General features: G+C 42.9%; 13 protein-coding genes. All 13 read right to left on the bottom strand.

The window, feature by feature from the left end; all coding sequences use genetic code 11:
• Nucleotide 1 precedes the first annotated feature (1 nt).
• Nucleotides 2-1,921 (bottom strand): NADH-quinone oxidoreductase subunit L, encoded by a 1,920-nt coding sequence (gene nuoL / locus IIB39_01965; protein ID MCH8927463.1) that lies wholly within the window; start codon nt 1,919-1,921, stop codon nt 2-4.
• Nucleotides 1,915-2,220 (bottom strand): NADH-quinone oxidoreductase subunit NuoK, encoded by a 306-nt coding sequence (nuoK, locus tag IIB39_01960; GenBank protein ID MCH8927462.1) that lies wholly within the window; start codon nt 2,218-2,220, stop codon nt 1,915-1,917. The genes nuoL and nuoK overlap by 7 nt, the downstream gene beginning before the upstream one ends.
• Nucleotides 2,217-2,720, bottom strand: a complete 504-nt coding sequence (locus IIB39_01955) for an NADH-quinone oxidoreductase subunit J (GenBank protein MCH8927461.1) — start codon at nt 2,718-2,720, stop codon at nt 2,217-2,219. Before IIB39_01955 ends, nuoK begins: the two co-directional genes overlap by 4 nt.
• 18 nt (nt 2,721-2,738) lie before the next feature.
• Nucleotides 2,739-3,755 carry an NADH-quinone oxidoreductase subunit NuoH gene (gene nuoH, locus IIB39_01950; protein MCH8927460.1) on the bottom strand — a complete coding sequence of 339 codons (1,017 nt, stop codon included), beginning with the start codon at nt 3,753-3,755 and terminating at the stop codon, nt 2,739-2,741.
• Entirely contained in the window at nt 3,755-5,395 is a 1,641-nt protein-coding gene (locus tag IIB39_01945; GenBank protein ID MCH8927459.1) for a molybdopterin-dependent oxidoreductase, read from the bottom strand. Before IIB39_01945 ends, nuoH begins: the two co-directional genes overlap by 1 nt.
• Nucleotides 5,395-6,690 (bottom strand): NADH-quinone oxidoreductase subunit NuoF, encoded by a 1,296-nt coding sequence (gene nuoF, locus IIB39_01940; protein MCH8927458.1) that lies wholly within the window; start codon nt 6,688-6,690, stop codon nt 5,395-5,397. The genes IIB39_01945 and nuoF overlap by 1 nt, the downstream gene beginning before the upstream one ends.
• Entirely contained in the window at nt 6,687-7,160 is a 474-nt protein-coding gene (locus tag IIB39_01935; protein ID MCH8927457.1) for an NAD(P)H-dependent oxidoreductase subunit E, read from the bottom strand. The genes nuoF and IIB39_01935 overlap by 4 nt, the downstream gene beginning before the upstream one ends.
• A complete protein-coding gene (locus tag IIB39_01930; protein MCH8927456.1) occupies nt 7,160-8,338 on the bottom strand; it encodes an NADH-quinone oxidoreductase subunit D in 1,179 nt (392 codons plus the stop codon). The genes IIB39_01935 and IIB39_01930 overlap by 1 nt, the downstream gene beginning before the upstream one ends.
• Nucleotides 8,339-8,359: 21 nt before the next feature.
• Entirely contained in the window at nt 8,360-8,887 is a 528-nt protein-coding gene (locus tag IIB39_01925) for an NADH-quinone oxidoreductase subunit C (GenBank protein ID MCH8927455.1), read from the bottom strand.
• 1 nt (nt 8,888) lies between these two features.
• A complete protein-coding gene (gene ndhC, locus IIB39_01920; GenBank protein MCH8927454.1) occupies nt 8,889-9,254 on the bottom strand; it encodes an NADH-quinone oxidoreductase subunit A in 366 nt (121 codons plus the stop codon).
• Nucleotides 9,254-9,706: an acyl-CoA thioesterase gene (locus IIB39_01915; GenBank protein MCH8927453.1), complete on the bottom strand. Its 453-nt coding sequence runs from the start codon at nt 9,704-9,706 to the stop codon at nt 9,254-9,256. Before IIB39_01915 ends, ndhC begins: the two co-directional genes overlap by 1 nt.
• A 212-nt stretch (nt 9,707-9,918) precedes the next feature.
• Nucleotides 9,919-11,406, bottom strand: a complete 1,488-nt coding sequence (locus IIB39_01910; GenBank protein ID MCH8927452.1) for an NADH-quinone oxidoreductase subunit N — start codon at nt 11,404-11,406, stop codon at nt 9,919-9,921.
• A 15-nt stretch (nt 11,407-11,421) separates the two neighbouring features.
• A complete protein-coding gene (locus IIB39_01905; GenBank protein MCH8927451.1) occupies nt 11,422-12,924 on the bottom strand; it encodes an NADH-quinone oxidoreductase subunit M in 1,503 nt (500 codons plus the stop codon).
• Nucleotides 12,925-12,935: the final 11 nt, after the last annotated feature.

Genomic DNA, 12,935 nt, shown 5'->3' with positions numbered 1-12,935 from the left:
CTTACCCGAAAATAAAATATCCGATTATCAGTAACCCACCGATAAAAATTGAAAACGCATAGCTCTGCACTAAACCCGATTGTGTCAATCTCAGATAACTCCCGAATACTATTATTACTTTACCCGTTCCGTTTACGATACCGTCAATGACGGCTACATCGAATTTCTGCCAGAGAGCGATCGCCAGCCTCTTTGTGGAGCGAACGAAGAGCAGGTCATAAATCTCATCTACATAATATTTGTTCATCAATAGCGAATAGATAGATTTTGCTTTAATCGCAAGGGTGTCAGGCAAATCCTTTCGCCTCAGATAAAATAGATACGCGATAAAGATTCCTGCCAATGCGATTGCCGTGGAAATCGCCATTATAGTATATTCTTCGTTATGAGTGTGCGTCATTGAGGCGACGGGAATTTGTGCCACGTTCTCCTGCAAGAAATGGTGAAACTTATTCCCTCCGCCGAGAATCGCAGGAATGCCTAAATATCCTCCTACAACTGAGAGTAGCGCAAGAATAATCAGAGGGAGTGTCATCACATTTGGAGATTCGTGGGCTTTGTTCCCCTCCTTCCAGCGCGGCTCTCCATGAAAGGTAAGGAACAGTAGTCTGAATATATAAAAAGCGGTAAGACCTGCCACGATTACTCCAACAATCCAAAACCAGATGTTTCCAGCAGATGAGCTGTACGCTTGCCATAATATTTCGTCTTTGCTGAAAAAACCTGAAAGTCCGGGGATTCCCGATATAGCTAATGCTCCAACGAGAAACACAACGTAAGTTTTCGGAGTATGCTTTTTCAGCCCACCCATATATCGCATATCCTGTTCGTTGGAGAGTGCGTGCATTACCGAGCCGGCGGCAAGAAACATCAGACTCTTGAAAAAGGCATGAGTAAGAAGATGAAACATTCCCGCTGTAAACGCTCCCACTCCAAGCGCAAGAAACATATAACCGAGTTGACTGATAGTGGAATACGCTAATACTTTCTTGATGTCATTCTGCGTCAGCGCTATAGTAGCTGCAAACAGCGCCGTCGCTGCTCCGATAACCGCTATAAGAGCCATAGAAGTCGGTGCCAACACGTATAAAAAACTGCTTCGGGTTATCATATAGACACCGGCAGTGACCATAGTGGCGGCATGAATGAGCGCACTCACCGGAGTAGGCCCCGCCATTGCGTCGGGCAACCAGACGTAAAGCGGAATTTGAGCGGACTTACCGATTGCGCCGACAAAAAGAAGCAAAGTTATGGCGGTTATAACGCCGTCTCCAACCGCAAAACCATCCAGCTGCGAGAAAATTTCGCTAAACGTCAGACTTCCGAATGTGGTGAATAAAAGCAGAGCTCCTAACAGGAATCCGAAATCTCCTATCCTGTTTACAATAAAAGCCTTTTTCCCGGCGCTTGCATTCGCTTCATCCTCATACCAGAATCCTATTAACAGGTATGAGCAAAGTCCCACACCTTCCCATCCGAGGAACATAAGTAGATAGTTATCTGCTAATACAAGATTCAGCATCATAAATGTGAACAGGTTCATATATGAAAAAAATCGAGCGTATCCTGCGTCCCCTTTCATATATCCGATGGAATAGACGTGAATTAAAAATGCTACGCCTGTGACCATTACGGCCATCAATAGTGACAGTGAATCTATCTGATAGCTAAAGTTTACCTGAAGGTCGGCTACCGTAATCCAGGTGAAAAGTGTGGAGTGAAATTCCGCTCCCGGCTGATTAAGCCCTATGTATTTTGAAAGGAGAAACAGAGAAGCAGCGAATGAGAGAAAAATCGCTCCGGAACTCAGTATTCCCACTAACTTGTCGCCGATGCGTTTTCCATATAATCCGCTTAGCAAAAACCCGATTAACGGAAATAGCGGAATCAGCCAGACTATATTTATAGTGGAATTCACCATCTTAACAGATTCATCTCGCTGATATTTATGGATTCTTTATTCCTGTACATAGCAACTATAATCGCTAATCCCACCGCCACTTCTGCGGCAGCCAAAGTCATTACGAAAAATACGAAGATCTGACCGTCCACATTGCTCATATACCGGGAAAAAGAGACAAGCGTCAGATTTACGGCGTTCAGCATTAATTCTATCGACATAAAAACTATAATAGCGTTTCTTCGTATGAGAACTCCCATAACGCCGATGGCAAAAAGTATCGCTCCCAATCCGAGGTAATATTCTAAAGGCGGTGTCATTTCAGACTCCTTTTTGATAAAAGCACAGCGCCCACCAATGCGACTAACAGGAGTAGCGACGTAATTTCAAAAGGCAACAAATAAGTAGTGAAGAGCGTCAAACCAATATTCTCAACCGAGCCGAGTTCGGTATAATTTTCTGCTCCACCGTTTAATAAATTAACCGAACCCGCAATTAGCGTGAAAATAAACCCTAAAAACACCACAGAGAAAAAAGAAACCAAAATGATACGCGGATTTGAAAACGAAAAGAATTTAGTCTCCTTCTCAAGATTCAATAACATAATTACAAACAAGAAGAGGACCATAATGGCGCCGGCGTACACAATCACCTGCACAGCCGCAAGAAAATATGCTCCCAATAATAGAAATATTCCTGCCACGGAGAAAAGAGTCATAACAAGAAAAAGTGCGCTGTAAATAGTGTTTCGGCTGAAAATTACCAATAATGCGCTGACAATAGCCGTCGTCGCAAATATGAAAAACAGTGCGGTAATCAAAACGCTGCTCCCGTAAAGTTACTCAACATAAGTAATCCATGCCGCTGTAAGAATCAGGTTAAGAAGAGCTAACGGCAAAAGAATCTTCCATCCCAAACGCATTAATTGATCGTAGCGAAAGCGTGGAAGAGTCCACCTCACCCACAAATATAAAAAGAGGAAAAACGCCGTTTTAACTGCGAATGAAATAACAGAAATCAGCGCGCCTAACAGCCCCATCTCACTTTCGTTTACGAATGGAACATCCCAACCTCCGAAGAACAGGGTGACTATCAATGCCGAAGCCGTAATCATATTGGAATATTCCCCTAACATAAACATAGAATATTTAAAGCCGCTGTATTCCGTGTGATAGCCCGCCACCAGTTCCTGTTCCGATTCAGCTAAATCAAATGGTAAACGATTCGTCTCAGCAAAAATAGATACGACAAATATCAGAAATGCTATCGGTTGACGAAAAATGTTCCACATCTCGAACTGCGATTCCACTATGTCATTAAGTCTGAGCGAGCCTGTCAAGAGTATAATGCCAATTATTGAAAGCCCTAAAGCTATCTCATAAGAGATCATTTGCGCGGAGGAACGCAATCCGCCCAACAGAGAAAATTTGTTGTTGGAGCTCCATCCGCCCAGCACAACGCCGTAAACACCGAGAGAGGTAATTGCAAAAACGAAGAGGATACCGATGTTAATATCAACGATCTGAAAACTTATATGCCTTCCGAAAGCTTCTATCCCTGAACCGAATGGAACTACTGAAAATGTCAGCAGAGCGGGGAATAGCACCATAGCAGGAGCCAAAGTATAGATTATTTTGTTTGCTCTTGTGGGAAGTATATCCTCTTTTAACATTGTTTTTACGCCATCCGCAATAGGCTGAAGCAATCCCCAAAATCCGACCCTATTGGGTCCGTGCCGTTCCTGAATGAAACCGGCGACCTTCCGTTCTGCAAGAATGAGATATGCCACGGTGAAAAATATTCCCCCGATTACAATCAGAATTTTAGTTACGATTATTGCCAGATCAATCAGCATCAGGCGGAGACCTCTTTCATTTCTTTAATTTTACTATCTATTGATATGCCGAGTGAGCCTAATGATTCGGAGCTGATATTCTCAAATCCTTTAACGCTACCTGCTATTTCATCTGTGATCTCGTCCACCGTCTTGTAATCCATACCGTCGCATCCAAGCGCTTTACCGAGCTGAGACAGGACTTTCCAGTCTTCCCTCACACCTATTGGAGGTTCGATAACATTCATCAGCCTTTGCACTCTTCCACTGTCATTCAACATCGTACCGTTCTTTTCATAGTGAATAGATGCCGGTAATATCAGATCAGCGAGTTTGGCTGCATCAGACATATATGCCGATTGAACCGCAAAATAATCCAATTTTTTTATTGCTTCAAGATTTGCTTCATTCATATAATCAGAAGTTGCCCCGTAATGCAAATAAACAGCTTTAATCTTTCCTTTAAACGGATCGTTCTCATCAGCTGAATCCTTCAAACCCATCATTGCAATTGCGCCGTTTCTGTTGGGTGTCTTATCGGGAGATATTCTAAATCCGCTCTTATATATTATCGGTTCGCCCTCTACTTTTCCGGGATTAATACATAAATTCTGTGCCGGAACGGACAAAGATTCTGCAATTTTCCGAATAAGATAATTCTCTTCGTTCGTACAATTTGCAGAACCCATAAACGATATATTATCAGGTGAAATATCACTGTCGCCGAGAAGACTTTTCTTCAGTGATTCAAACGCCTCAGTCCAGGATACCGGTTTAAAACTATCGCCTTCTTTAATCATCGGGGATTGAATCCGCTCAATTTTATCCGAGGAATGATATCCGAGTCTGCCATCATCACACATCCAAAAACTGTTCACTTCATCATTTCTGCGAGGCTTAATCCGCTGAATTTCGTTTTTAGTTGTCCCGACCTTTATGTTGCACCCGACCGAACAATCCTTGCAAATCGTTTCAGTTTCAGTAAGATTCCAAACCCTCGTTTTATGTAAGAAATCGTTGCTTACAAGACTTCCTACAGGGCATATATCAGCCGTATTTCCGGACAGCTTATTATCCAAAGGTTGACTATCTCTTACATCTATAATAGAGTTATAGCCTCTGTTTCGCACGATCAGCTGAGGGTCTCCCACTATTTCATCACAAAAACGAATGCATCTTGAGCAGAGCACACACCGGTTAGGATAAATCCAGATTTCATGCCCGAGTTGTTTCTTCGGATTTACCCGCTTTTCCTCTTCAAACCGACTATGCGCGTTTCCGTGAGCAAAAGAATAATCCTGAAGATAACACTCTCCCGCCTGGTCGCACACCGGACAGTCAATCGGATGATTCAGAAGCAAAAGCTCCAGGACTCTCGAACGAGAATCTTTGACCTCTTCAGATTCTGTCCGGACTACCATATCATATTTCCCGTCAACTTTTTTGTCTTGAGGAAGCTCGCCAATCGTAACATTGCAGGATATCTGAAGACCCGGCATCCCGTCAACCTCAACGCAGCACATCCTGCAATTACCGGCGATTGATAGTCCCTCGTGATAACAATAATGGGGTAGATCAACACCGTTATCTAACGCTACCTGAAGAAGGCGAGAGCCTTTTTCGACTTCTAATTCTTTATCGTTAATCTTAATAAACGGCATTAATTTCCATTGTTATTTTGTTCCGATTCTGTTGGGATCAACGATTTTTTATTCTCGATATAGTAATCAAATTCCTCTCTGAATTTATCTATATAGCTTTTTACCGGAGCAACAGCTGCGTCGCCAAACGGACAGATGGTTCTTTTTTCTATGCTCCTGCAAATATCAAGAAGAAGTTCTACATCGTTTCTTCTGCCGTTGCCATTCGTTATTCTGCCGAGAATCATTTTCATCCAGGGAACCCCTTCCCGGCACGGTGTGCATTGACCGCACGATTCATGCGCATAAAATTTGGAAAGATTATAACATGCATCCACCATATCGGTATATTCATCCATTACAATAATTCCAGCCGAACCTAACATACTGCCCGCCTCCGCTAAGGACTCATAGTCGAGATTTATATCTATCTCGCTTTCAGTCAGCACAGGGGTGGAAGAACCTCCCGGAATAACCGCCTTTAATTTTCTGTTGTGTAATATCCCGCCGGCATGCTCGTATATCAATTCTTTCAGCGATGTGCCCATCGGAAATTCGAATACTCCCGGATTCCTCACATGCCCCGAGACACAGAATAGTTTCGGACCCGCGCTCTTTTCCGTCCCGATAGACTTAAACCAATCAGCTCCACGCAATATTATGTGGGGAACACAGCTCAGGGTCTCCACATTATTGACTATTGTTGGAGAACCGAGATAACCTTCAACGGCAGGAAAAGGAGGCTTGATTTTCGGATAACCGCGTTTACCCTCTAAGGAGGTCAATAACGCCGTTTCCTCGCCACAGATATATGCGCCTGCCCCGCGTGTAATCAGAATTTCTAAATCGTAACCGCTATTCAGAATATTTTTTCCGAGAAAACCTTTTCCTTTCATTTCCTCAAGAGCTTCCAAAAGCAGTTTGGTCTGTTCGGCGAATTCGCCCCTGATATAAATAAAAGCCGTATTAGCGCCAATTGCGTATGATGCGATGACTATTCCTTCTAACATCATATGAGGGTCTTTCTCAAGCATGAGCCTGTCCTTGAACGTTCCCGGCTCCGACTCATCGGCATTACACACAAGGTATATCGGTTTTCCGGTGTTCTTCGGCACGAATCCCCATTTAACTCCTGCGGGAAATCCCGCTCCACCCCTACCTCTAAGACCGGAAGATTTTACAATATCGGTCACTTCTTCGGGAGAGAGCCCGCCTAAAATTTTCCTGAGCGCGTCATATCCGCCCGAATTTATATATGTCCCGATCTTATGGGAATTTTCTATGTTAATATTCCGGGTAAGAATTTTTTCCATCATTCAAACCTACCGAGAATTTTATCAATCATCTCATTATTCAAGTTTTCATAATACTCATCGTTTATCTGCATCATCGGCGCTGTATCGCACGAAGCAAGGCATTCGGCTTTCATCAGTGTAAATCGTTTGTCTTTTGTAGTTTCTCCTACTTCAATCTCGAGCTTGCTCTTAAGATAATCCAAAACAGTCGCAGAACCTCTCAGCGCGCAAGGTAGAGTATGGCAAATCCATATGACATTCTTCCCAATCGATTCTTTCTGAAACATCGTGTAAAAACTTGCCGTGTCTTCTATCTGCTGAACGGGAATATCCATCAGTTCCGAAAGGGCTTGAAGCGCATCAAATGAAAGGTAACTGAACTCTTGCTGCGTAATATGCAATGCGTTCATTAATGCAGACCGATTGTCAGGGTAAACCTCCATAAGATTTTTAATTTTACTTTTAGCGCTGTCTGAAAATTCGGATGGCATTATCTGTCCAGCTCTCCCGCTATGATATTCAACGAACCCAAATTAGAAACTATATCAGAAAACATCGCTCCCTTCATAAGTTTCTTAAAAATCGTGTAATTTATAAATGACGGTGGTCTTATCCTCACCCTATAAGGCTCTCTTCCTCCATTAGAAACTATGTAGAATCCCAATTCGCCGTTAGGCGTCTCTGTTCCCATGTAGATTTCGCCTACGGGAGGTAGTATCCCCCTGTTTTCCATCGTCACTTCAAAATGATGTATCAGGCCTTCAATAGTCGTGTAAACTTCGTCTTTTCCGGGTAACATAAATTTCGAATCAGGATCGATATTCACATGCCCGTCAGGAAGATTATCAAGTACCTGCTCAATTATCTTCATTGACTGTCTTAATTCTTCCATCCTGACCAGATAGCGGTCGTATGCATCTCCGTTTTCCCCAACGGGAACTTCAAAATCAAAATCTTCATAGGAGGAATAAGGCATATCCTTTCGGACATCATACTTAACGCCTGACGCCCTTGCAACAGGACCGGTGAGGCTGTATTTCAGCACATCCTCTTCGCTGATTATTCCTATATCATAAGTCCTGTCCTGAAATATTCTGTTATGACTTAGGAGCTTCTCAATTTCATCTATGGTTTTCGGAAACTGCGCTAACCACTTTCTCACCGCATCGGGAAATTCGTCCGGAAGGTCTCTCATTAGACCCCCAACGCGGGTATAGCTTGTCGTCAACCGCGCTCCTGTTGCCCATTCGAAGAGATCATATAATTTTTCCCGTTCTCTGAATCCATAAAGAAAGACGGTCATAGCCCCTAAATCCATTGCTGCTGTTCCGATAGCGACAAGATGATCAGCAATTCGAGAAAGTTCTCCCATCAATACTCTGATATATTGAGCTCGTTTCGGCACTTCAATTCCAAAAAGTTTCTCTGCGGCTACAGAAAACCCAATATTATTCGATAGCGGTGAGAGGTAGTTCATCCTGTCGGTAACCGTCACAAACTGGTTATACGACATATGTTCTGCAAGTTTTTCGAATCCGGTGTGTAGAAATCCGATATGGGGTTCTACATCAACCACGATCTCTCCGTCGAGCTCCATTACAATTTGGAGGGTTCCGTGAGTTGCGGGATGTTGAGGTCCGAAACTGAGCTTCAATGTCTCGGTGTGCAGATCTTCTGAAGTTTTACTCAATCAATACCGCCCGCTTTCCCGTTGTATGACCTTGAACGAATCTCTTTCTCCTCTTCCCTTCAGCGGATAATCCTTCAGCAGAGGATGTCCCTCATAATCATCAGGCAGCAAAATTCTTTTTAAATTGGGATTACCTTTGAATTTTATTCCGAATAGATCCCAAACTTCTCTCTCGAGCCATTCAGCGGAGCTCCACATCCCGACAGCAGAGTCAATCTCCGTCTCATCAGCGGGTAAAAACGCTTTGATCAACACCTGATTCATATTGTCCACATTTCTAAGGCAATAGACTACAGCCAACCTGCCGGGAGCTTCCATTTCAAGATAATCAACGGCTGTCAGGTCGGTTAAGAATGTAAGTTTTAAATCAACGTCAAATACGCAATATTCTAATATATCCAGAATTTTTTTACTCTTGACAGATACTGAAACAGTTCCATGAAATTCATTGCCGCTTATAAACTCATCACCGAATTTTTCGGAAAGTTTATTCTCAAGATCAGAGAAAAATTTCGATACGTCCGTCATTTCAGTCCCAATCGAGAGCGCCCATTTTCCAAACGTAAATGAATCCTACCAATAAGATTCCGAGAAATGTCAACATCTCTATGAAAATAAATGTTCCGATTCCAAGCAACTCTTTGAAAACCACTGCCCATGGATACATAAAGACAACTTCTATATCAAAAATTATGAATATTATGGCTACCATAAAAAACCGTATGGAGACTCTGATTCGAGCAAATGACGTGGGTGTTGTGCCTGATTCATAAGGCTCAAGATCCTGTTTAGAGCGTTGTTTCGGTTGAAGTAATCTCGGAAGAATCAACATTGATATTACTATTAATCCAACGATGGAGACTAATATTAATAACGGGAGGTATTCTTGCAGCATCAGCTGTTTTTTTCCGGTTTTCCTTTGGAAATATTATCGAGCCTGTAAGCTCTACGCTGTTCCGCTGCTTCGTATCTTTTTATTTCTATCTCCGATTCCGGTTCAACAGTCGGAACTTTAGCAGGTCTTCCATTTTCATCAAGCGCTACGAAAGTAAGATATGCCGAGCTTGTATGAAATCTTTTGCCCGTCAGCGGATCTTCCGATTCTACACGAACTCCAATCTCCATTGAAGTATCATGAGTATAATTCACCGACGCTCTCAATAATATCATATGACCGATTTTGATTGGATAACGAAAATCGAGTGAATCTACTGAAGCGGTTACTACGGGTTTTCTACAGTGGCGAACAGCGCTCATTGATGCTGCAATATCTATCAGATGCATGACTCTGCCACCGAGCATATTGCCATGAGTATTAGCATCGTTCGGCAGGACTATTTCCGCCATTTGAATTTGTGAATTAGATACTTTTTTTCCGCTCACTTTATACTTCCGACCTTAATATTCAATTGTGGTCACCTCCCAAAACTTCCCCCGATGACCGTTAAAATTATTTATCCGGACGGAAAAATATAGGGAATAGGCTGACTAATTTCAAAGGGTATTTTGGTCGAATTGGCTTTACCGATTCCCCTTGAAACCACTTTTAAAATATAAGTTTAGTGTCCTGTGAGAATCTTTAAAGAAGCTTGAGCAAAGCCTGCAAGAGGAGCCCAATACAATCCTAAAAAGAGCGCCGGAAAAGCTAATACGCCTATTATGATAATAGGAGTTTTGGAGATAGGAGGCGATGCTTCGGCAGCTTCACCACGCACGAACATCGCTCGCAAGACCCGCGCATAATAATAAAGAGAAACTACGCTGTTCAGCGCTCCTATGATTGCCAGCGAGTAATATCCGGGTCCGCTTTGAATGAGCGCCGCAAAGAGATAAAACTTTCCGATAAAACCTACAGTGGGTGGAATGCCGGCAAGCGAAAAGAGAAAAATACCCATACAAATAGCTATGAACGGAGCCTTAAAAACAAGTCCGTTATAACTGTCTATCTCTTCTGAGCCAAACCTATCCGATATATTGAGAACTACAAAAAAAGCTCCGAGGTTCATCAAATAATATGCCGAAAGGTAGAACATCATTGCGAATAGCCCGTCTTGCGTTAGTACAACAATTCCCATAAGTACATATCCGGCATGGGCGATGCTCGAGTAGGCAAGCATCCTCTTAACGTTATCTTGTTTTAACGCTATAAGATTGCCAAAAGTCATTGTTATCGCGGAAATCCACATCATTATATTAGGCCAATCCAGCTGTTCTATGGGTAACCACTCTGAAAGGGCAACAGAACCCTGGGATACAAACGCAGTATTGAAGAATCGAATTAGCAGCGCAAATCCCGCCGCTTTCGGACCTACAGAAAGAAAAGCGGTAAATGCTGTCGGCGCGCCCTCGTAAACATCAGGCGACCAGAAATGAAAAGGAACAGAAGCTATTTTATAACCGAATCCTGCAAGAACCATAAGAAACGCTACCAAAACGGTAAGACCGCCTGCGTTTCCCTCTGAAAGCAGCCGCCCGATTTCTGATATATCCAGTGTTCCCGTCAGGCCGTATAGAAGCGAAAATCCATAAAGCATTATCCCGGAAGAAACACCTCCATAAATTACGTATTTCAATGCCGCTTCGCTGGAACGTCGCGATTCTTTTAGAAAACCGGCCACGACATATGAAGCGATGCTGACGAGTTCAAACCCAATATAAGCCATCAGCAAGTTTTTGGCTGATGCCATAAAAAACATACCAAGCGTAATAGCTAAAATCAGGGTATTGAATTCGCCGTGTAATCTATTTTTCATTTCAGATGAAGTGGAAGAGATCACTACAGTGAAAAATGCCGCAAGAACAAATAAGAATTTAAAGAAAAAGGAAAATGGATCCTGCGCGACCATACCGGAAAACAGACTCATTTGAACGTCCGAATATGAGGAAAAGAGAGTGAGCAAGGTCAATACCAACCCGGCGGCTGTAACGTACACTGTATATACCGATTCCCCTTTCTTCAAAAATAGGTCATATACGATGACCACCAATATGGTCACCACCAACGTTATTTCAGGAAGAAAGTAGCTTAAGCTGCTGATGTTATCCATTTATCTCTGTTTCCGTTATTGAATAGCCGTTGCCGCGCCGTTCTGCACCATCTCAATAATTCCATTCATTGTCTCCGACATCATACCAAGAATCGGCATGGGGTAAAATCCGAGAATTATCACAATCACTGCCAACGGTACAACTGTGAATAGTTCCCGTCCGGTGATTTCAGGAAGCGACGCCCATTTTTCATTCAATTTGCCAAGGAATATCCTCTGATACGCCCACAAGAAATATGCAGCGTTCAGCACTATTCCGATTACCGCAATACCTGTGAGCCAACGGAACGTGGTTGAACTGTGCGCCGAGCCGAATCCTCCGATTAATGAGAGCGTCTCACTTATGAATCCGGAAAATCCCGGTAGCCCTAAACCGGCAAAGAATGCTATTGCCACCATTCCGCCATAGAGCGGCATTCTGACCGCTAATCCTCCGAATCCGTTAACATCCCTGATATGTGCTCTATCATAAAGGACACCTACCAAAAGGAATAACATAGCGGTGATAGTCCCATGATTGAACATCTGGAAAACCGCCCCATTCATTCCGGCAGATGTTAAGGCAGCCATTCCGAGAAGACTGAAGCCCATATGACTTATACTTGAATAGGCAATCAACCTCTTTAAGTCAGTCTGAGCAAGCGCGCACAAAGCCCCGTATATAATATTTATGACCCCCAAAACCGCTAACGGAACGACAAACCAGAGCGTTGCGTCGGGTAATATTGAAAAATTGAGCCGAAGAATTCCGTAAACTCCCATTTTCAAAAGCACTCCGGCTAAAATCACGCTAACTGCCGTCGGCGCTTCCACATGAGCATCGGGTAACCATGTGTGGAATGGAAATATGGGCACTTTAATCGCAAATCCTATAAACAGCGCAAGGAATACCCATTTCTGGAACTCAAAGTCATAGGTCGTCTGCATTAATTCAAGCATATTAAAAGTGTGCGGATCGTTGTAAAAATATAAAGCAAGCATGGCAAGCAGTATTAGTACGCTGCCAAACAGCGTGTAAAGAAAAAATTTAATGGAAGCATACTCTCTTCTCGGGCCTCCCCAAATTCCGATAAGGAAATACATCGGCAGAAGCATAACTTCCCAAAATATATAAAACAGGAAAAAGTCAATGGAGACGAAGACACCCATCATACCTGCGTCAAGCAACAGGAATAGCGCAAAATACGCCTTTACAGATTTATTAATGTTCCATGATGCAAAGATACAAATAAATGACAGCAATGCGGTGAGAAGCACCATTGGAGCGCTCAAACCGTCCACTCCCATAAAATATTCGATGTTGAACGCAGGAATCCACGAGTAATGCTCGGTAAATTGCATTGCGGTAGTAGTCCTATCGAAAACAAGGAATAGTTGTATTGCGAGCCATAACTGAAGCCCGGTGGTCACAGCGGCTATCACTTTTACCACATGACTCTTATCTCGTGGAATTAGTAATATAACCAGCATTCCGAAAACAGGTATAAAGGTTAACGCCGAAAGTAAATAATTTTGCATATTATATAAAA

The organism is Candidatus Neomarinimicrobiota bacterium (assembly GCA_022573815.1).
Classification (GTDB): domain Bacteria; phylum Fidelibacterota; class SORT01; order SORT01; family SORT01; genus JACZTG01.
The sequence above is the reverse complement of the archived record's forward strand: the minus strand, read 5'-3'. Positions and strand labels throughout refer to the sequence as shown.